Raw genomic sequence first — 20197 nt, 5'->3', positions numbered from 1 at the left:
CTCAGGCTGCGTTCAGCGCTTTGTCGAGAAGTGCGTCGAGCTCCGAGAACGTCGGCTCGCCCACGTAACGCTTCAGGATCTTGCCATCCTTGTCCACCACAAACGTAGTCGGCGTCAATTGCACATTGCCGAACTGCTTCGCGGCGCTGCCGTCATCCATGGCAACCTTGAACGGCAGGTTGCGCGTCTGCGCGTAGTTGGTCACGTACATGGGCGCGTCGTATTTCATTGCCACGGCGACGAATTCCAGGCCGCGGCCCTTGAAGCGGTTGTACGTGTCGACCATTGCCGGCATCTCTTTCATACAGGTTTCACAGTCGGTCGCCCAGAAATTGATCAGGTAGACCTTGCCCTTGAGATCCGTCGATGTCGAGATTTTCTGCCCCGACAGCAGCGTGAACGTGGCATCCGGAACACGTTGCTGGCCACCGAACGCGAAATAGCCGGTGCACGCGATCACGCCTGCGACCACTGCCATCAAGATATAGCGCAGCGGGCTCTTGCTGCGCCCCGGTGAAACCTGTGAATTTTCTGACATGGAAACCTCGAGCGTGCTCGGTTCGTAACGGGTTCGTACCCGGTAAATTTGCAACAACGCGCAACAGCGCCAGCCTGGACCGCATTTTAGTCCCAATCTCGAGAAAGCGTTCTGCGTGCGGCTTGCTGTGAGCCGTTTGCAAGGCAGGGCGCTGTCCCGAGTGAAACCTGCTGTCAACGTGTGCCTTCAACGTATTCAGCACCGGCAGCGGATAATCACGTTTTTCCCCGCTGCTTTCCCATGATCAGATCTTTTCCACGTGCTTTGAAACGCGATTTTTCTCGTACCGCCGTGCTGTACCCGCGCACACTGTTCAAATCGGCCGCTTCGACCACCGCACTCCTGTTCACCACCGTGGCGCTGCTTGCCTGCACGCCGGCCTACGACTGGCGCACGATCCAGAACAACGACGACGCTTACGAAGTCACCTTCCCGGCCAAGCCGCGTTCCGACGCCCGCGATATCGACGTCGCCGGGAAGCCGATGCATATGAGGATGCAGATGGCCGAGGCGGGTGACGCGGTGTTCGCCGTCGGTACGGTCGACCTGCCGGATGCCGACCTCGCGACTCAGCGCGCGGCACTCGATTTTCTCCAGCAGGGGCTCGCGCGCAATCTCAACGCCGCACCCGCCGCACATCCGGTTGACATTGAAGTGGCCGCAGGCGGCCGCTTGTCCGGCTCGGAAATTGTGGTTCGCGGCACAAGCCCCAATGGCCAGAAAAGCGAAACCCGTCAGATCCGGGCACGTTTTATCGCCAAAGGGACCCACGCCTACCAAGTTGCAATAGTCTCGACGAAGATGCCGCCGCCCGATCAAGTCGACCAGTTTTTTTCCTCGTTCAAACTTTTTTAAGTATTTGCCCTGAAGTGAGTCCATTCGTTCGCGGATATTTCTCAAATCGAACGACATCTCGCAAACGTTTCGGGCATGAGAAATCGCACAAGCATTTGCCGCTAAAACTAGGATTTATCTCAGTTTTTTAAACTATCCACAGAGGCTGTGGATAACTTTGTGGAAAACATCGCCGCACCCTCGCCAAGTGCCCGCCCGACGCGGCTTTCCTTACTTTGCCTTGATTCAGTGCAGCCAAAAATAATCAATAAAATCAATGGGCTGCCGATCATTGCCAAAATAAGTGTTTGATCAGATGTTAGAGAAACCAAGAACGACGCAATGTGCATAAGTCAAGTCTTGACAGGCGATTTTTCTTTTTGCGGGCGCCGGCGTTCCTGTGGTGGTTTATGCGGTCGAAAATGCCCGCCGATACTGAATTGCTTCGGCGAGGTGGGTCGCCGTTGGCGAATTGGCTGCAGCGAGATCGGCAACCGTGCGCGCCACTCTCAACACGCGGTAATAAGCCCGTGCCGACCAGCCGAAACGTTCTCCGGCTTCGCGAAGCAGCGTTTCCCCGGTGGCGTCGAGCTGGCAGACGGCGTCCACCTCGCGCCCGTCCAGTTCCCGATTCGTCCCTGCCGTTCAAGTTGCCGGTCGCGCGCGTCTGCGACGCGCCGCGCAACGGTTGCGCTCGTTTCACCAATCGACGCACTCCTCCCCGACAACTCCGCCGGCGACAGCGCGGGCAATTCGATCTGGATGTCGATGCGATCGAGCAGCGGCCCCGATAACTTGCGCAGATGCCGGGTGGCGACGTCCGGTGTGCATCGGCAGCGGCCGTTCGGATCGCCGCGCCAGCCGCACGGACAGGGATTCATTGCTGCGACCAATTGACACGCTGCCGGAAAGTCCGCCTGATGCGCCGCGCGTGAAATGGTGATGCGCCCCGCCTCAAGCGGTTCGCGTAATGTTTCCAGCACTTTCCGGTCGAATTCAGTTCGTCGAGGAACAGTACGCCTAGATGAGCCAGCGTGATCTCGCCGGGCTGCGGCGGATTGCGTCCGCCTACCAGCGCCACGGAGCTCGACGAATGATGGGGCGCGCGAAACGGTCGCTGGCGCCACTGCGCGGGAGAGAATCCCAGCATGCTGGCGGAAAGAATGGCGGCTGACGACAACGCTTCGTCATCGGTCATGGGCGGAAGAAGGCTGGGCCGCCGGGCGGCGAGCATGGACTTGCCCGCGCCCGGCGGCCCGACCATCAGCAGGTGATGTCCACCCGCCGCCGCTACCTCCAGTGCCCGGCGCGCGCCTGCGCAGCGCAGAGTCGGGCGCAGCGCCGCGAATGGGCGTCAGGCACCGTCGACCGAGCCGCTCAGGTGTGCACACAAAGCGGGCAGATCGGCGGCTCCGAATACATCGATACCCGGCACCAGCGCCGCTTCCGCCGCGCTACCCAGGGGCAGGTAGATTTCGGGCATGCGAGGATCGGAATCGCGCATGGCTGCGCCGTCCAGCGATGACCCGGCTCCCGCGTACTGCCGCGCCGCGCCGCAGGCCATGGCAAATGCGCCACGCATTGGACGCAGCGCACCGGTCAATGACAATTCCCCGGCGAATTCGCGATGCAGCAATGCCTCAGCGGGAATCTGGCCGCTCGCGGCAAGAATGCCCAATGCGATCGGCAGGTCGAAGCGGCCGGATTCCTTCGGCAGGTCGGCGGGAGCGAGATTGACGGTGCGGCGAACGGGGAAATCGGAACCACAATTCTGGAGTGCGGCGCGCACCCGCTCGCGGCTTTCACGAACTTCGAGATCGGGCAGGCCGACGATTGAAAACGAAGGTAATCCATTGGCGAGATGAACCTCGACGGTCACCTCGGGCGCGCGCCCAGGGGCGGGCGCGCGGCTGCGCACCACGGCAAGCGACATGATTTTTTCCCCGCTGCCGTTGCCTCGCTGATTCGAGCCATCGGCTTAATGATCCAACATCACGGCTCGCTTAGCCGATGACACGCTTTAGAACATCAGGACTTCAGTCCTGGTTGCTAGCCGACGGTCCGCCGCCCAGCTTCGCTTCCAGTTGCGCGACGCGTTGCTCCAGTTCCTCGAGCCGGGCGCGCGTGCGCACGAGCACTTGCGTCTGGGTATCGAATTCTTCGCGCGTCACCAGGTCTAGCTTCGAAAAACCCTGGGACAGCATGGCTTTCATATTTCGTTCAATGTCCTTTGCCGGCGAATTCTTGAGCAGCTCGCTCATCTTGGCCTGGAAGTCATTGAATACGTCGTTCGGTTGTTTCATACGTTTTCCTCTTGCGCACCATAAAAGTGCATTCATTGTTAGCTCAGTGCTCCGGCAAACCGGATGATCCATTTTGGTGCGTACTCTGACGTGCCGCCGGAACCACGAGACGCTTGGCGCAGCACCCCCTGCGCTGTGGAACACCCCTGCCTGCTTGAACCTTGCGAGCACTCTAGCAACGATCCACGGTGCGCGCCAGCGAACGCAAGCGTTGCTGGCCATCCGGTCTACGTCCGCACAATACCGGTCCTCGGAGGCAATTCGACAGGCCAGGACACGCGCATGGCATACGAGTTGCATATGTGCCCCGGGCCTTGTCCGTGCGCGCTTTTCCGGGCGGTCGGCAATGCGGCGTGGCGCATCAGACGCCGCTCGCGACGGACATCAGGCAGCGAGGGATCAGGCATGGGACCAGATTAAGGCGCTCAAGCGCCAACTCTGTTCGACACCACAGCGAGGGATACATGAAGCTCATTACCGCAATCATCAAGCCGTTCAAGCTCGACGAAGCACGCGAAGCGCTATCGGCTATTGGCGTCTCGGGTATTACCGTGACCGAGGTAAAAGGCTTCGGCCGCCAGAAGGGCCACACGGAGCTGTATCGCGGCGCCGAATACGTGGTCGATTTCCTGCCGAAAGTGAAGATCGAAGCGGCGGTTTCCGACGACATCGTCGACCAGGCGATCGAGGCGGTCGAGCGTGCGGCCCGCACGGGCAAGATTGGTGACGGCAAGATTTTCGTCACCCAGATTGAACAAGTCATTCGCATTCGCACCGGTGAGACCGGCGCGGACGCTCTCTAAGAAAAGACACGGCGATAAGAGGAAACAGAAGAATGCGTAAATTATTGATGTCCTTGTTGATGGCGGGGTCGCTGCTAGGAGTCAGCGTCGGCACCGTGATGGCGCAGGATGCATCCGCGCCAGCGGCTGCATCCGCCGCGGCTTCAGACACCACTGCGGCGGCGCCTGCAAGCGCACCAGATACGGCCAGCGCGGCAGCGCCGGCAGCAGCGGCGGCCGCTCCGGCTTCCGGCGCATCCGATGCCGCGGCCGCACCCGCCGCACCGACGGAACCGTTCTCTGTTGATTCGTCGAAGATCAATTCCGGCGACACCGCCTGGATGCTGACTTCCACCGCCCTCGTGCTGTTCATGACGATCCCTGGGCTTGCGCTTTTCTACGCGGGCATGGTCCGCAAGAAGAACGTGCTCGCGACCGTGATGCAGAGCTTCGCGATCTGCTGCCTGGTCACGATCCTCTGGACCGTGGTGGGCTACAGCCTCGCGTTCACGCCGGGTAACGCGTTCATCGGTGGTTTCTCGCGGGTGTTCCTGCACGGCATGAACTACATCCACGGCGACAAGGCGACCACCCTGACCGTCAGCCACCTGGCTCCGACGATTCCGGAATCGGTCTACTTCGTCTATCAGATGACGTTCGCGATCATCACCCCGGCGCTGATCGCCGGCGCGTTCGCCGACCGCATGAAGTTCTCCGCCATGCTGGTGTTCATGGGCTTGTGGACGATCATTGTCTACTCGCCGATCGCGCACATGGTCTGGGAACCGACGGGCTGGTTGTCGGCCGCAGGCATCCTCGACTTCGCAGGCGGCACGGTGGTTCACATCAACGCGGGTATCGCGGGCCTGGTGTGCTGCCTGGTGCTGGGCAAGCGGGTCGGTTACGGCCGTGAAGTCATGGCGCCGCACAACCTCGTGCTCTCGCTGATCGGTGCTTCCATGTTGTGGGTCGGCTGGTTCGGCTTCAACGCGGGTTCGGCAGTGGCCGCTGACGGCCGTGCCGGTTTCGCGATGCTCACCACGCAGATCGCGACCGCATTCGCCGCATTCGGCTGGATGTTCGCGGAATGGCTGGCCAAGGGTAAGCCTTCAGTGCTCGGCATCATCTCGGGCGCGGTTGCAGGCCTGGTGGCCATTACGCCGGCTTCGGGTTTCGTCGGCGTGACGGGTGCCATCGTGATTGGTATTGCGGCTGGCGTGGTCTGCTTCTGGTCGGCAACGTGGCTCAAGACCAAGCTCGGCTACGACGATTCGCTCGACGCGTTCGGCGTGCACGGCGTGGGCGGTATTCTCGGCGCACTCCTGACCGGCATCTTCGCGGTCAAGGACATTGGCGGCGCGGACGGCAGCGTCCTGCTGCAAGCCAAGGGCGTGCTCACTACCCTGGTCTACAGCGGCGTGGTCAGCTTCGTCCTGTTGAAGGTTATCGACATGGTCATGGGTCTGCGTGTCACAGAAGAAGAGGAACGTGAAGGCCTCGATGTGACGCTGCATGGCGAACACGTCGAATAAGAAGTTTTTTTGATGGGGGCGATGCCCGGCGCGAGAGGCCGCGGCGGCGTCCCCATGATTGAGCGCAGGCTGGTTCAGCACCGCTCCGAGACAAGCGCAGCGTTTTGCCCGCCCCAAACCGGCGGGCATTTTTTTGCCCCTTTTTTGTGTGAGGTAAGCGTTTCTGGCTGGCGGGATTGGTGCAAACAGCGGCACGAACCGGGTGAATAGGCTTGGGAAAAGGGAGTTCATACCCAAATACGGGGGGCGTTTGCTCTACAATCTTTCCTCTTAAGTCCGCGAGTCATCAATGGTTCCGCACCTCGTTACGGCTCTAAACGGCCCTTTGCTCGATCTCGAGCGGAAGATACTCGACGCGACGCCGTCCATCGAACGCTGGTTCCGGCTGGAGTGGCAAGAACATACCCCGCCGTTCTATTGCTCGGTCGACCTGCGCAACGCCGGTTTCAAGCTCGCTCCTGTCGATACCAACCTGTTCCCCGGCGGCTTCAACAACCTGCCGGTGGAAGTGCTGCCGCTCGCCGTGCAGGCCGCGATGGCGTCGATCGAAAAGATCTGCCCTGATGCGAAGAACCTGCTCGTGATCCCCGAGCGCCATACGCGCAACGCGTTTTATCTCGAGAACGTCGCGCGGCTCGCCACCATCATGCGTCAGGCCGGGTTGAATATCCGCTTCGGCACGCTCGACGAAAACATCCACGGGCCTGTCACCATCGCGCTCGCCGACGGACAGAAGATCGTCCTTGAGCCGCTCGAGCGCACGCCGCGCCGGCTGGGCCTGAAAAACTTCGATCCCTGCTCGATCCTGCTGAACAACGACTTGTCCGGCGGCATTCCACCCGTGCTGGAAAATCTCCACGAGCAGTACCTGCTGCCGCCGCTGCATGCCGGCTGGGCCGTGCGCCGTAAGTCGAATCACTTCGCCTGCTATGACGACATCGCGAAGAAGTTCTCGAAGCTGGTCGAGATCGATCCGTGGATGATCAACCCGTATTTCGCGCACGTGGAAGGTGTGGATTACGAAGCGCGTACCGGCGAGGAAGCGCTGGCGGATGCCATCGACATCGTATTGAAGAAGATTGCGAAGAAGTATCGGGAGTATGGGATCAGCGAGAAGCCGTACGTCGTGATCAAGGCCGATGCCGGTACGTACGGCAAAGGTGTCATGACCGTGCACGACGCGTCGGAAGTCGCTGCGCTGACCAAACGCGAACGCGTGAAGATGAACGACGCGAAAGATGGCCTCGAAGTCCACGACGTGATCGTGCAGGAAGGCGTGCATACGTTCGAGCGGGTCGAAAATGCGGTCGCCGAGCCGGTGGTCTACATGATCGACCGGTATGTGGTCGGCGGGTTTTATCGTGTGCACGATTCCCGTGACCGCGACCAGAATCTCAACGCACCAGGCATGCATTTCGTGCCGCTGGGCTTCGAGCACACGGCGTTGCCCGACATCCACGCGAAGCCGGGCGCCGCGCCGCCGAATCGCTTCTATATGTATGGCGTGGTGGCGCGGCTGGGGTTGCTCGCGGCGTCGGTTGAACTGGAAAAGACCGATCCCGAAGCCATTCAGGTCTAAGCTTCACCCCATGACGACGGCCGCACGAAATTGCGGCCGTTTGCACTTCAGGCGAGAACGCGCGCGACGTGTTAAAAATCGCCTGTTGCGGGCCGCTATCCGCCGCCGCTTATTGAATAAACCAAGGCCGAACGGCCGCTCTGGACGCTTATGGACATCCTTTTTATCGCCGATCCGCTCGATCACTTCAAGATCTACAAAGACACGACCTACGCGATGATGGCCGAAGCCGCACGTCGCGGACACACCATCTACGCATGCGAGCCGCAGCACCTGGCGTGGGTCGGCGACAAGGTCGAAGGGACGGTTCAGCGCGTGACCATAGTCGGTGACGAAGCCGATTCCGCGCGCTCGCCGTGGTACGAAGCCGCCGCGCCGGAGTTGCTCGACCTCAAGCATTTCGGTGCGGTCCTGATGCGCAAAGACCCGCCGTTCGACATGGAATATGTCACGTCCACGTGGCTCCTGGAACTGGCCGAGCGAACGGGCGCACGCGTCTTCAACAAGCCGAGCGCGATCCGCGATCACTCGGAGAAGCTGGCAATCGGCGAATGGCCGCAGTTCGTCGTGCCGACGCTGGTTACCCGCGACGCCGCGCGTCTGCGCTCTTTCCACGCTGAACACGGCGACGTGATCCTGAAGCCGCTCGACGGCATGGGCGGCATGGGCGTGTTTCGCGTGAAGGCTGACGGCATGAACCTCGGCACGATCGTGGAGATGCTGAGCGACAACGGCGCGCGCAGCGTCATGGCGCAGAAATTCATCCCGCAAATCTCTGATGGCGACAAACGCATCTTGCTGATCGGCGGACAACCGGTGCCGTATTCGCTTGCACGGATTCCGCAGGGCAACGAAGTGCGCGGCAACCTGGCGGCAGGCGGATTGGGCCGTGCGCAACCGCTCACCGAGAACGATCGCCGAATCGCAGAAACGCTGGGACAAACGCTTTTCGATCGCGGCTTGCTGCTGGTCGGCCTGGACGCTATTGGCGACTACCTGACCGAAGTGAACGTGACGAGCCCGACGTGCTTCCGTGAAATCATGGACCAGACGGGCTTCGATGTCGCCGGCATGTTCATTGATGCATTGGAACGCGCGGCTTCTTAGCCGCGAGCAGGAAAGGGGACGCAAGAAATTAGAGGCGGCTGTCGAAGCGGACGGTCCGCCCGTTGAATTCTCCCGGACTGTTACAATCTCACCCTCATGAGATTCGTTTCGTGGCGCGATCCGGCCCCGAAATTGAAAGTGGAAACTTGCTGCAGCGCACATTACGCTGCGCATAGCGTGCGAAATCCGACTAAGCTTAGGTATTGGCGCTGGTTGATGTTTGCGCACCCGGATCGATGTCGCAGTCGCGTTTTGCGTGCGTTTTGCAGTATCAGGCATCGCAATTGGCATATATAACAGCAAGTTCCCACAATTTCCGACGTATCTCGTCGCTTTTGGGGCAGCACACTCTGACATGGCTGGCATTCTAATCATTGCGCACGCTCCGTTCGCTTCGGCGTTGCGTGAGTGCATTACCCACATTTACGGCGGTTTGCCCGCACGCATTGGTGTGATCGATGTGAAGCCGGATTGCGACCCCGTCGAAGTCCGTGCGTTTGCGCGTTCAGAGATCGACCGTCTGAAGGAAGAAAACGGTGCGATCGTCCTCACGGACGTGTTCGGCGCTACGCCTGCGAACATTGCGCAAAGCCTGGCAAGCAACAGCGTTCGCGTGCTCGCCGGCGTTAATCTGCCAATGCTCGTGCGCGCGGTTTGCTACCGGACCACGCCGCTCGACACACTGGCTGAAAAGTCGCTGCAAGGCGGATCGAAGGGCATTCAGGAACTCGATGCGTCGACGCCCGCCAACCCTTGCGCAATGGCCAGCGCCGCCGCGGCCGCGGCTGCGGCCGTTACGAGTTGCGCCGCCAGCGCCGCTGCGACCAGCTGCATGCCCGCGAAGGTGGCAAGTCACTGAGCTGCGTCTGAGCTGAGTTGAGTTGCCCCGCTGGCGGCATGTTGGAAAATCCGTTACAAAGCATTGATCACGCTGCATCGCGTCAGCCCTCTCATTTAGCGCCCGGAGCATCATGCTGCAACAGGAAACAACTATCGTGAACAAGCTGGGGCTGCACGCGCGTGCTTCGGCCAAGCTCACACAACTGGCGGGAAATTTTCAATGCGAGATCTGGATGAGCCGCAACGGCCGCCGGATCAATGCGAAAAGCATCATGGGCGTGATGATGCTCGCGGCGGGAATTGGCAGCACGGTGACAATCGAAACCGAAGGCTCCGACGAAGCCGAAGCAATGAAGGCCATTCTCGCGCTCATCGCAGATAAATTTGGCGAAGGACAATAACGTCGTCCTGCCTGCAGCACGCATAAAGCCGCGCATTGACGCGGCTTTTTTGTATCTGTCGACATGACGCTGACATAGCGTGCAACAAACTGCGTCGTTTTGTGACACAAACTTGCTGCGCCGCAAAGAGTGCTGAAACACGTTCGAATTTATAATGGTGCGCGGATCGAATCGCCAGCCGGTGGTCGACAAAACCGTGAGTCATCCATAACTAGAGAGAGGTGCGCGTGTCGTTCACGCTGCATGGAATTCCCGTTTCGCGCGGTATCGCCATCGGCCGCGCGTATCTGATCGCGGCGGCCGCACTCGATGTCGATCACTATCTGGTAGAACCGGATCGCATCGACGGTGAAATTGAACGCTTTCACGCAGCGCAAGCTCAGGTGCACGCCGAGCTGGACGCTTTGCGCGATGATCTGGCCGCGGACGCGCCCAGCGAAATGGGTGCGTTCATCAACGTCCACTCCATGATCCTGAACGACGCCATGCTCGTTCACGAAACCATCGATCTCGTCCGTACGCGCCGCTATAACGTGGAATGGGCGCTGACCGAGCAGCTTGAAATCCTGAGTCGCCATTTCGACGATATCGAAGACGAATATCTGCGCGAGCGCAAGGCTGATATTCAACAAGTGGTGGAGCGCGTGCTGAAGGCGCTGGCCGGCGCACCGTCGGCGGCTACGCTCGTGGTGGATGGCGCGGCGACCAACGGCCACAACGACATGATCGTGGTCGCCCACGACATCGCGCCCGCCGACATGCTGCAGTTCAAGACCCAGGCGTTCAAGGGTTTCGTGACGGATCTCGGGGGCCGCACGTCGCACACGGCGATCGTGGCCCGCAGCCTCGGTATTCCCGCATCGGTCGGCGTGCAGCAGGCGAGTACGTTGATCCGGCAGAACGACCTGATCATCGTAGACGGGGATCATGGCATTGTGATCGTCGATCCGGCGCCTATCGTGCTGGAAGAGTATTCGTACCGGCAGAGCGAAAAGGTGCTGGAGCAGCGCAAACTGCAGCGCCTCAAGTTCTCGCCGACGCAAACGTTGGACGGCACGAAGATCGACTTGTGCGCGAACATCGAATTACCTGACGACGCCAAGACGGCGCTCGACGCGGGCGCAATGGGCGTGGGCCTGTTCCGCAGCGAGTTCCTGTTCATGAATCACAAGGACGAGCTGCCGGAAGAGGAAGAGCAGTTTGCGGCCTACCGGCGCGCGATCGAGTTGATGCACGGCCGGCCCGTGACTATTCGCACGATCGATGTAGGCGCGGACAAGCCGCTTGAATCCATGAGCGGCGGCGACGGTTACGAGACCGCGCAGAACCCGGCGCTGGGCTTGCGGGCAATCCGCTGGAGTCTGTCCGAGCCGCAGATGTTCATGACGCAATTGCGGGCTATCTTGCGGGCATCGGCATTCGGCCGGGCGAAGATCCTGATTCCCATGCTCGCGCACGCGCAGGAAATCGACCAGACACTCGACCTGATTCACGAAGCGAAGCGCCAGCTCGACGACGCGGGGATTGACTACGATCGCAACGTGCAGGTCGGCGCGATGATCGAGATTCCGGCGGCGGCCATTGCCGTGCGGCTCTTCCTCAAGCGGCTGGATTTCCTGTCGATCGGGACCAACGACCTGATCCAGTACACGCTGGCGATCGATCGCGCGGACAACGCCGTTGCGCATCTTTACGACCCGCTGCATCCCGCGGTCTTGCACCTGATCGCGTTCACGCTGCGGGAAGCCAAAGCCGCGGGCGTTCCGGTTTCCGTGTGCGGCGAAATGGCCGGGGACCCGTCTGTTACGCGCTTGCTGCTCGGCATGGGCCTCACCGAATTTTCGATGCACCCAAGCCAGTTGCTGGTGGTCAAGCAGGAGATTTTGCGGGCGGACTTGAAGGCGCTGCAAAAGCCGGTCGCGGACGTGCTTGCTGCGTATGAGCCGGCGGAGTTGCTCGCCGCACTGGCGGTGCTTCAGAAAGTCTGAGCAAGGCCGCGCTCGGCGATGAGTTTATCGACCACGCGCATCACGAATTCAGGGGTGATCACCGCCGTGCATTGAAACGGCTGCGGCTTGTCGAAGCGGCGGGGGCACCACCCGAAATTCTCCGAATTGAATTCGGCCGTGGTGTCGTTAAAGCAGCTATTGCAGCCGTGGAAATTGATCACACGATACGGCGTGCGGGACTCGGTCGACGGATGCGAGAAGCCGCTGATCATGATCACGGGCGTGCCCGCGGCCCATGCGAGCCACGACAGCCCACTTCCCAATCCGATAAAAAAATCCGCGTGATGCAACAGGCTCATGCGTTCCTGCAACGGCCGGTTGCCGGTGAAATCCTCGGCGCCTTCGGGCATGAAGTTCATGTAATCCGCGTTGCCGTATTGCTTGTCGCGGTCAATGCATAGCACCCTGTAGCCGAGCGTCTTCAGATGCTCGATCAGTGTCGGCCAGCCGCGCGGATTGTTCCAGTACTTGCATTGCGGCGTGGATTGCGTCGCGATGCATACGTACCGTTCAGCGATCGTGCGCGTTTTATCCGCGATCACCACGTTCGGCCGGCGTTCCTCGCACGGTACGCCCAGCAGATACGCCATCATGTCCTGCATGTTGCTCACGCGCGGATCGGTGGGCTGGTGATCGCGTTCGGAGAATGGCTTTAGCAGGCCGAGGTAATACGTCGCGTAGTACGCGTCGTTTTGGCTATCGAGTTCGGCGCCTGTCGCGATGTGCAAATGCGGCTAACCGTCGCGATAAAGCGGCTGCAAATGTTCCGCCAGCGGCATATATAGCTCGCATTGATGCTGCTCGCGGAATGCATCGATGACCGGCAGCCACGCGAGCGAATCGCCCAGCGCGAGCGGTTGCATGCGCAGCCGAATTTTTCGGTTCGTGGCGTCGAAAGCGTGAGAGAACACGAGCCGCTGGCCGTCGAATACTTCCAGCAGGAAACGCACGAAATATTTGCGCCGGCTTGTGATCACCGCATTGGCTTCCACGGTTTCGTCCAGAACGACATTGAACGTGTCGAGGTCGGTCATCCGGACGTGCCAGCCGTCCACGGGCACTTGCACACGGCAACCGTAGTTGAAGTCGTAGAGGATACCTTCGGGTCCGGCCAGCACCGGGATGCCGGGCCGGGCGAATTCGGTTTCGGTCCTGCCACGTTGCGTGCGCCGGGTTTCGGTCTCACTCATTCGTTTCTCCAATTGCATTGAAAGCGTAGTGGCCAAGATAGGCTGGCCCGGCGCTTAGGAAAATTGGAGAACTCTTAGATTTGAGACAGCGGCGCGAATAGACGTCCGAGGGGATAGGATGGGGCATGGCGTTGCCATCGCCCTTGAACAGATTATTTCTCCGCGCGCGTCCCGCATACCGGGCAGGTTGCCTGCCGCGTGATGCGCATTGTGTTCCACTCCATGCGCAGTGAGTCGAGCATCATCAGGCGTCCTGTCAGCGTAGTGCCGAAGCCACCAATCACCCTCAGCGCTTCGGCCGCCTGCATCGTCCCAATGATCCCGACTGTCGGCGAGAAGACGCCCATGGTCGAGCACGCAACTTGCTCGAACGCTTCATCCGGCGGGAACACGCATGCGTAGCAAGGTGATTCGTCCGAGCGGAAGTCGAAGGTGCTGATCTGGCCGTCGAAACGCAGCGCGGCACCCGACACAAGCGGCACGCCGTGTGCGAAGCACGCGGCGTTGATCGCGTGGCGGGTGGCGAAGTTATCGGTGCAATCGAGTACGACCGTGGCGTTCGGGACGTGAGCGTCGAGCCAGGCTGCGTCGGCGCGAACAGCGGCTGTGGTCACCTTCACGCCGGGGTTAAGCGCGGCGAGCGTAGTGCGGGCCGACTCTACCTTCGGTTCACCAACCGACGCACTTGTGTGCAGGATCTGCCGCTGGAGATTGGTGAGATCGACGGAATCGGCATCGACCAGCGTGATCTCGCCAACACCCGCGGCAGCCAGATACATGGCAGCAGGAGATCCGAGCCCACCGGCGCCAATGACGATGGCGTGTGCATCGAGAAAGCGCTGTTGCGCTTCAATGCCGATTTCATCGACGAGGATGTGGCGGGAATAGCGGAGAAGCTGATCGTCGTTCATCGAGCGCTCAAGTAGGCTTCGACCGGAACGCCGTGAAGCTCTAAACAGGCGCTGGACAGTCGTGGAACCGCTATTTTAAGCGCGCGTCGAGGGGAGTTGTTACTCCGGTCCCGGGCAATCAGAGGATGCGTGCTGAACGTGGGGGAAGCGAGGGTAGATGACAGACGCAGCACGGCGTTGCGTTGGAAGACGGTGGGGCGGAATCTTTGTTTGCCGCTTGTTGCTTGTTGCTGAATCAATCGGCGCGGACCTCAAGCCCGCGCCGATTGAAACCTGGAGAAAACTTACTGCGTAGCCGAAGCGGGCACTGGCGCAGACGCGGGCGTAGCGTCCACACCCGGCACACCGGAGGCGGGCGTTGCATCCGCCCCTGGTGTGGCCGGCAGCGCCGGCTTGACGACAATAGGCGCGGACGCCGACGGAGCCGGTTTGTCCTGCGCCAGCTTTCTTTCGGAATAAGACTTCGATTCCTGCACCGGCTTGCCTTCCAGCTTGTTCAGCGCTTGCGTGAGCATGAAGTCATCGGGCGTGCCGAATTCGACCGGCTTGCGCTCGCGATCCTTACGGCGCTGCTCCGGCGTCTTCTTGTCGTTCTGCTCTTCAAGAATCCGCAGTTGCTCGAGCCGGTCTGCTTCGCGCGCTTCCTGTTCCTTCTTCTCGTTCGGATCCTGCGTGTTGGCGAGGTGGTTCGAATAATCCACTTCGCGCGTGACGAGTGCGTCGTCCGGGTCCCCGTCGGCGTATTGATCGACCGGAACGTCCGGGCGGATGCCCTTGTTCTGGATCGACTTGCCGCTCGGCGTGTAGTAATACGCGGTGGTCAGGCGAAGCGCGGTGTCCGCGGTCATTGGCCGGACCGTCTGCACCGAGCCCTTGCCGAACGTGGTCTTGCCGACAATCAACGCGCGATGATGATCCTGCAGCGCACCCGCGACAATCTCGGACGCCGATGCGGAGTACGCATTGGTCAACACGACCATGGGCACCTTCTTGAAGATATCCGGCAGGTTCTTCAGCGGATCGGAGTCGAAGGAGGGCAGGCGATAGTTGTCGTACGTATCGCGGAAGGTTTGCTTCGCGTCAGCGATTTGTCCATTCGTCGATACCACCACGGCGTTATCCGGCAGGAACGCGCCGGCTACGCCGACCGCGCTCTGCAGCAGACCACCGCCGTTGTTACGCAGGTCGAGTACGAGGCCCTTCAGGTCGGGCTGCTGGCGCGCGAGATCCTGCAACTTCGCGGCGAGATCCGGCACGGTGCGTTCCTGGAAGCTCGTGATCCGGATGTAGCCGTAACCCGGTGCCGGAATCTTCATCTTCACGCTCTGCACACGGATGATCGCGCGCGTTACCGTGATTGGGAAGGTCCGGTCGTCGGTCTTGCGGAAGATGGTCAGCGTGACCTTGGTGCCCGGATCGCCGCGCATTTGCTTGACGGCGTTATCCAGCGTCATGCCGCGTACCGGCTTGTCGTTGATGCGCGTGATCAGGTCGCCCGGACGAATGCCGGCGCGGAACGCAGGCGTGTCTTCAATAGGCGAAATCACCTTGATCAGGCCATCTTCCGACGAAATCTCGATACCGAGGCCCGCGAAGCGACCCTTGGTCTGCTCCTGGAGCTCTTCGTAATCGGTCTTGTCCAGATATGACGAGTGCGGATCGAGGCTCGACACCATGCCCTTGATAGCCGCGGTGAGAAGCTTTTTATCGTCGACCGGCTCGACGTATTCATGCTTGATTTGCCCGAATACTTCGGCAAACAACCGCAATTGATCGAGCGGGAGAGGCGCAGTGGCAGCTTGCTGGGCGGATGCGGAGAGTTGCAGCGTTGCAAATACGCCGGTAGCAAGGCCCGCGGCGATCAGGCCGATGTTTTTCAGGTTCTTTCGCATAGAGTCTGTTGCGGTCGAAAGCGGATTAGGCTGCGTCGTGGTTGACTGGGCAGTATAACTGCAAGGCCCGGACCACGACTTAAACGCAGCTTAAAGGGCTTCGCCGGGAAATGAATGGGCGGGTTCTTTTTGTGTGCGGCGGTTTCCAAACCATTATCCGCTTGCAAATGTCAGGCCTGGTTTGGAGATGATTCGCAAAGCGCGAAATCGGACGCTTTATTTTCGCGCATTTGGAGAATTAACGCCGGTGAGCAACTCGGGCGCTTGCCTTGAGGGGCATTCCTCGAGAGCCGGGTCTGTACCGGCTGACAGCGCGAAGAGTCACACAGCCGAATGACGGCCGTGCTGGGAAGCGGGTAAACGTGAATTTGGCATACAAGTGCGCCGGCAGCACTCGCTCGCCAATATCTCTCTGCAACACATTGTGCGAGCGTCGCGAAGGACCCGCAAAGCGATGAAAAACACCGGGCGCCGCTCATGGCCGACAGTCACGGGTGCCGGATCAGGGCACCCGCTTGGGCGGTCGGTCAATCTGCAAGCAAGAACTCTTAACCCGCCTTCCCTTGTTTTGCCACTGCTGCTTGCGCCTTGGCGATTGCTTCCGGGTCGCCGAGATAATAGTGCTTGATCGGCTTCAGGTTCTCGTCGAGTTCATACACGAGCGGCACGCCGTTCGGGACGTTCAGGCCAACGATGTCGTCGTCTGAAATGCCGTCCAGATACTTGATCAGCGCGCGCATGGAATTGCCGTGCGCCGCGATCAGGACACGCTTGCCCGACTTGATGGCCGGCGCGATGGACTCGTTCCAGATTGGCATCACGCGGGCGACCGTGTCCTTGAGGCATTCGGTCAGCGGCAATTGCTCGCGCGGTACTTTTGCATAACGAGGATCGTTGAACGATGTGCGTTCGTCGGACGGATCGAGCGCAGGCGGCGGGGTGTCATAGCTTCTGCGCCAGATCAGCACTTGCTCGTCGCCGTACTTCTTGGCGGTCTCAGCCTTGTTCAGGCCGGAGAGCGCACCATAGTGCCGCTCGTTCAGCCGCCATGAATGGACCACGGGCAAGTACATTTCGTCCATCTGGTCCTGCACGTGCCAGAGCGTGCGGATCGCGCGCTTGAGCACCGAGGTGTAGGCCAGGTCAAAACTGAAGCCGGCTTCCTTCAGCAGCAAGCCGGCCTGCTGCGCCTCACGGTTGCCTTGTTCTGTCAGGTCGACGTCGACCCAGCCTGTGAATCGGTTTTCCTTGTTCCACGTGGATTCGCCGTGGCGGATAAGCACTAGCTTGTACATGATGTCCGTTGAGAGGTCGGTTAGTTAGGAAGCGGCAAAAAAACAGGAAACTGGCATCGATTCTGTGCGGCAACGCGTTCTGACGCAACTCAGCCGATCGGCCGAGGCCATCGCGGAGGACGGTTATTTTATAATGGCTGGATTGTCCCGATTTTTTTCGACCTTTCATTTTTCCACACTCCCAATCCGGCGGTCCCGACGTGAAGTTTTTCACCGATTACACCAACCTTGTTCTTATCGCCGTCGCCCTCATTTCTGGTGGGTTGCTGCTTTGGCCGTCCATTGCCCGGCGCGGCCGCGGAAGTGTTTCCGCTCCCGAGGCCATTCAACTGATCAACCGGCGCAACGCTGCCGTGATCGACGTGCGGCCGGCCGCCGAGTATTCGAAAGGGCATCTGCCGGCGGCGCGAAACTTCGAGTTTTCGGAGCTTCAAGCAAAAATTGGCCAAATCGCGAAGAATAAGAGCAATCCGGTCTTGCTCGTGTGTCAGACCGGCCAACAGTCCCAGAAGGCGAGCCAGATCGTGAGCGATGCCGGTTACGCCGAAGTCCACGTATTGCAGGGCGGGCTGGATGCCTGGCAGAAAGCCGGCATGCCGGTCGTGAAACAAGGAGCGGTAAAGTGAACAAAGTGATCATGTACAGCACGCAGGTGTGCCCGTATTGCCAGATGGCCGAACGTCTACTAAAGTCGCGCGGCGTCGAGAACGTCGAGAAGGTGCTGATCGACCGTGATCCGGCTCGGCGTGAAGAAATGATGACGCGTACGGGGCGCCGTACGGTACCTCAGGTGTTTATTGGCGAGACGCATGTTGGAGGTTACGACGACCTGTCCGCGCTCGATCGCAAGGGCGGCCTGGTGCCGCTGCTCGCAGCCGCCTGAATGCGTTCGCTGCACAATTGAGCTGCCCGCGGTTTTCAGCCGGAAAAAACCGGAAAAACCGCGAGCGGCACATTAAATAATCAAGGGAATCAACCATGTCTGACGACAACAACCAGCCGTTCTTCAATATCCAGCGCATTTACCTGAAGGACATGTCGCTCGAGCAGCCCAATTCGCCAGGCATCTTCCTCGAGCAGGAAATGCCGTCGGTTGAGGTGGAAGTGGACGTGAAGGCCGAGCGCCTGGCGGAAAGCGTGTTCGAAGTGCTGGTAACGGGCACCGTGACCGCGAAGGTCTCGGACAAGGTCGCGTTCCTGATCGAAGCCAAGCAAGCCGGTATTTTCGACATTCGCAACATTCCCGCTGATCAAATCGATCCGCTGGTTGGTATTGCGTGCCCGACCATCCTGTTCCCGTACCTGCGCTCGAATATTGCCGACGCCATCACGCGCGCCGGTTTTCCCCCGATTCACCTCGCCGAGATCAACTTCCAGGCGCTGTACGAACAACGTATTTCGCAGTTGTCGGCAGCTCAGGAAGGCGTGGCCAACGGCGCGACGCTGAACTAAATCCCGCATTTTCCGGAGCCGGGCATGCAAGTAGCCGTTCTCGGCGCCGGTGCGTGGGGCACCGCACTGGCTGGCCATCTGGCCACTCGCCACTCAACGGTGCTCTGGGCGCGTGATCGCGCGCTCATCGAGTCACTGTCCCATTCGCATGAAAACGAGCGCTACCTGCCGGGCATAACGTTGCCCGCAGCGCTTCGCTACGACCCCGAATTTGCATCAGCGCTGTCCCATGGCGCAGCGCACGACGCCCTGTGCGTGGTGGCTGCGCCGGTCGCGGGCTTGCGTGCCCTATGCCGCAACATGCGCGAACTGGGCATTGTTCCAGCGCATATCGTGTGGTTGTGCAAAGGGTTTGAAGCTGATACACAATGTCTGCCGAACGAGGTGGTTGCAGCCGAATTGCCGCAGCACGCAAGTAACGGGACACTTTCCGGACCGAGCTTTGCGCGCGAAGTCGGGGAAGGCTTGCCGGTGGCGCTGACCGTCGCGAGCGCGTCGGTGACGCTTGGCGAGCGGACGGTTGCCGCGTTTCATCACGGCGCCATGCGCATTTATACCGGCGACGACGTGATCGGCGTGGAAGTGGGCGGCGCCGTGAAGAATGTGCTGGCCATCGCAACCGGGATTGCCGACGGACTCGGCTTGGGCCTGAACGCCCGGGCTGCGTTGATTACGCGCGGACTGGCCGAGATGTCGCGGCTCGGCGTGGCGCTTGGCGGCCGCGCGGAAACCTTCACTGGCCTGACCGGGCTCGGCGACCTGATTCTCACCGCGACGGGCGACTTGTCGCGCAATCGCACGGTGGGCATGCAGTTGGCAACGGGCCGTTCGCTCACTGACATTCTCGCCGCGCTTGGCCATGTCGCGGAGGGCGTGCGATGTGCTCGCGCCGTGCTGGCGCTGGCCGAGGCGCATGGCATCGACACGCCGATCACGCACGCCGTGTGCCGCGTGTTATTCGAAAACGTCGCCCCGCGTGACGCGGTCCACGCGTTATTGAGCCGCGACGCAAAAGCGGAATAAGGGGTTCTTCGGCGGCCGAAGATTTGCGGTGACTATTCCCCGCCCTCGAACCCGGTCTGACGCCACGCTTCGAACGTCACAACCGCCACCGTATTCGACAAATTCAAACTCCTGTTCCCCGGCCGCATAGGCAGACGCACGCGCCGTTCGTTTGTGAACTGCGCGAGCACGGTATCCGGCAGACCCCGGGTTTCAGCGCCGAAGACAAACCAGTCGCCCGCCTGGAACGTGTGCCCGAAAAACGGCGTAGAGCCGCGCGTGGTGAAGGCGAACATGCGGCTTACCTGAGGCGCTTCCGCTTCGAGGAACGCTTCCCAGTTGGCGTGCACATGCATCTGCGCGTACTCGTGGTAGTCGAGGCCCGCGCGGCGCATCTTGGCGTCATCGAGAGGGAAACCCAGCGGTTCGATCAAATGCAGGCGGGCTCCCGTATTGGCGCACAGCCGGATCACGTTGCCGGTATTCGGCGGGATTTCAGGTTCGACCAGTACGACATTGAACATAAGGGA

The 20197-nt window shown here is 60.5% G+C and carries 20 protein-coding genes and 2 pseudogenes; 12 read left to right on the top strand and 10 right to left on the bottom strand.

What is annotated here, in order from left to right; genetic code table 11:
• Nucleotide 1: 1 nt before the first annotated feature.
• On the bottom strand, nucleotides 2-538 hold the full coding sequence (locus ABH944_RS01630) for a peroxiredoxin family protein (protein WP_404604071.1): 537 nt from the start codon (nucleotides 536-538) through the stop codon (nucleotides 2-4).
• A 240-nt stretch (nucleotides 539-778) separates the two neighbouring features.
• On the opposite strand from ABH944_RS01630, the gene ABH944_RS01625 reads away from it, so the two are divergent.
• Nucleotides 779-1393, top strand: coding sequence for a hypothetical protein (locus ABH944_RS01625; protein ID WP_404604070.1), 615 nt, complete (start codon nucleotides 779-781; stop codon nucleotides 1391-1393).
• Nucleotides 1394-1780: 387 nt separating this feature from the next.
• Here the strand turns inward: ABH944_RS01625 and ABH944_RS01620 are convergent.
• The 3 genes and pseudogenes from ABH944_RS01620 to ABH944_RS01610 all read right to left on the bottom strand — a co-directional run.
• Nucleotides 1781-2687, bottom strand: a pseudogene (locus ABH944_RS01620) (YifB family Mg chelatase-like AAA ATPase); the annotation flags it as partial.
• 57 nt (nucleotides 2688-2744) lie between these two features.
• Nucleotides 2745-3305: pseudogene (locus tag ABH944_RS01615) on the bottom strand (magnesium chelatase domain-containing protein); the annotation flags it as partial.
• Nucleotides 3306-3408: 103 nt separating this feature from the next.
• Nucleotides 3409-3675, bottom strand: coding sequence for an accessory factor UbiK family protein (locus tag ABH944_RS01610; protein ID WP_062091091.1), 267 nt, complete (start codon nucleotides 3673-3675; stop codon nucleotides 3409-3411).
• Nucleotides 3676-4139: 464 nt separating this feature from the next.
• On the opposite strand from ABH944_RS01610, the gene ABH944_RS01605 reads away from it, so the two are divergent.
• From ABH944_RS01605 to ptsP, 7 genes are all read left to right on the top strand, one after another.
• On the top strand, nucleotides 4140-4478 hold the full coding sequence (locus ABH944_RS01605) for a P-II family nitrogen regulator (RefSeq protein WP_062091092.1): 339 nt from the start codon (nucleotides 4140-4142) through the stop codon (nucleotides 4476-4478).
• Between the two features lie 32 nt (nucleotides 4479-4510).
• Nucleotides 4511-5989 carry an ammonium transporter gene (locus ABH944_RS01600; RefSeq protein ID WP_404604069.1) on the top strand — a complete coding sequence of 493 codons (1479 nt, stop codon included), beginning with the start codon at nucleotides 4511-4513 and terminating at the stop codon, nucleotides 5987-5989.
• 289 nt (nucleotides 5990-6278) lie between these two features.
• A complete protein-coding gene (gene gshA / locus ABH944_RS01595) occupies nucleotides 6279-7568 on the top strand; it encodes a glutamate--cysteine ligase (protein WP_404604068.1) in 1290 nt (429 codons plus the stop codon).
• Nucleotides 7569-7718: 150 nt separating this feature from the next.
• Complete coding sequence (gene gshB, locus ABH944_RS01590) at nucleotides 7719-8675, top strand: glutathione synthase (protein ID WP_404604067.1); 957 nt, start codon at nucleotides 7719-7721, stop codon at nucleotides 8673-8675.
• Between the two features lie 355 nt (nucleotides 8676-9030).
• On the top strand, nucleotides 9031-9534 hold the full coding sequence (locus tag ABH944_RS01585; protein WP_062090122.1) for a PTS sugar transporter subunit IIA: 504 nt from the start codon (nucleotides 9031-9033) through the stop codon (nucleotides 9532-9534).
• Nucleotides 9535-9646: 112 nt separating this feature from the next.
• Nucleotides 9647-9916: an HPr family phosphocarrier protein gene (locus ABH944_RS01580; RefSeq protein ID WP_062090111.1), complete on the top strand. Its 270-nt coding sequence runs from the start codon at nucleotides 9647-9649 to the stop codon at nucleotides 9914-9916.
• A gap of 227 nt (nucleotides 9917-10143) precedes the next feature.
• Nucleotides 10144-11904, top strand: a complete 1761-nt coding sequence (gene ptsP / locus ABH944_RS01575; RefSeq protein WP_404604066.1) for a phosphoenolpyruvate--protein phosphotransferase — start codon at nucleotides 10144-10146, stop codon at nucleotides 11902-11904.
• Here ptsP and ABH944_RS01570 read toward each other — a convergent pair.
• The 5 genes from ABH944_RS01570 to gpmA all read right to left on the bottom strand — a co-directional run bounded on the left by ABH944_RS01570 (nucleotide 11892) and on the right by gpmA (nucleotide 17213).
• Nucleotides 11892-12653 carry an autotransporter strand-loop-strand O-heptosyltransferase gene (locus ABH944_RS01570; RefSeq protein WP_404604065.1) on the bottom strand — a complete coding sequence of 254 codons (762 nt, stop codon included), beginning with the start codon at nucleotides 12651-12653 and terminating at the stop codon, nucleotides 11892-11894. The genes ptsP and ABH944_RS01570 overlap by 13 nt on opposite strands.
• A gap of 6 nt (nucleotides 12654-12659) precedes the next feature.
• Nucleotides 12660-13115, bottom strand: a complete 456-nt coding sequence (locus ABH944_RS01565; protein ID WP_404604064.1) for a glycosyltransferase family protein — start codon at nucleotides 13113-13115, stop codon at nucleotides 12660-12662.
• Between the two features lie 152 nt (nucleotides 13116-13267).
• The gene (locus ABH944_RS01560; RefSeq protein ID WP_404604063.1) at nucleotides 13268-14026 is read right to left on the bottom strand and encodes a HesA/MoeB/ThiF family protein; all 759 of its coding nucleotides are present in this window, start codon (nucleotides 14024-14026) and stop codon (nucleotides 13268-13270) included.
• Between the two features lie 284 nt (nucleotides 14027-14310).
• On the bottom strand, nucleotides 14311-15918 hold the full coding sequence (locus ABH944_RS01555) for a S41 family peptidase (RefSeq protein ID WP_404604062.1): 1608 nt from the start codon (nucleotides 15916-15918) through the stop codon (nucleotides 14311-14313).
• 548 nt (nucleotides 15919-16466) lie between these two features.
• Nucleotides 16467-17213: a 2,3-diphosphoglycerate-dependent phosphoglycerate mutase gene (gene gpmA, locus ABH944_RS01550; RefSeq protein WP_062090106.1), complete on the bottom strand. Its 747-nt coding sequence runs from the start codon at nucleotides 17211-17213 to the stop codon at nucleotides 16467-16469.
• Nucleotides 17214-17413: 200 nt separating this feature from the next.
• Between gpmA and ABH944_RS01545 the strand changes: the two genes are divergently transcribed.
• The 4 genes from ABH944_RS01545 to ABH944_RS01530 all read left to right on the top strand — a co-directional run bounded on the left by ABH944_RS01545 (nucleotide 17414) and on the right by ABH944_RS01530 (nucleotide 19688).
• Nucleotides 17414-17839: a rhodanese-like domain-containing protein gene (locus ABH944_RS01545; RefSeq protein WP_404604061.1), complete on the top strand. Its 426-nt coding sequence runs from the start codon at nucleotides 17414-17416 to the stop codon at nucleotides 17837-17839.
• Nucleotides 17836-18096 (top strand): glutaredoxin 3, encoded by a 261-nt coding sequence (gene grxC / locus ABH944_RS01540; protein ID WP_404604060.1) that lies wholly within the window; start codon nucleotides 17836-17838, stop codon nucleotides 18094-18096. Before ABH944_RS01545 ends, grxC begins: the two co-directional genes overlap by 4 nt.
• A gap of 95 nt (nucleotides 18097-18191) precedes the next feature.
• Complete coding sequence (gene secB, locus ABH944_RS01535) at nucleotides 18192-18665, top strand: protein-export chaperone SecB (protein WP_047895563.1); 474 nt, start codon at nucleotides 18192-18194, stop codon at nucleotides 18663-18665.
• Nucleotides 18666-18689: 24 nt separating this feature from the next.
• Nucleotides 18690-19688, top strand: a complete 999-nt coding sequence (locus ABH944_RS01530; protein WP_404604059.1) for an NAD(P)H-dependent glycerol-3-phosphate dehydrogenase — start codon at nucleotides 18690-18692, stop codon at nucleotides 19686-19688.
• A 32-nt stretch (nucleotides 19689-19720) separates the two neighbouring features.
• Here the strand turns inward: ABH944_RS01530 and trmL are convergent, their stop codons facing one another.
• Nucleotides 19721-20191 (bottom strand): tRNA (uridine(34)/cytosine(34)/5-carboxymethylaminomethyluridine(34)-2'-O)-methyltransferase TrmL, encoded by a 471-nt coding sequence (trmL, locus tag ABH944_RS01525; RefSeq protein WP_404604058.1) that lies wholly within the window; start codon nucleotides 20189-20191, stop codon nucleotides 19721-19723.
• Between the last annotated feature and the right edge of the window lie 6 nt (nucleotides 20192-20197).

The sequence above is a fragment of the Caballeronia udeis genome (genome assembly GCF_044909315.1).
GTDB classification, from domain to species: Bacteria; Pseudomonadota; Gammaproteobacteria; order Burkholderiales; family Burkholderiaceae; genus Caballeronia; species Caballeronia udeis_A.
This window is presented reverse-complemented; position numbering and strand designations above follow the sequence as displayed.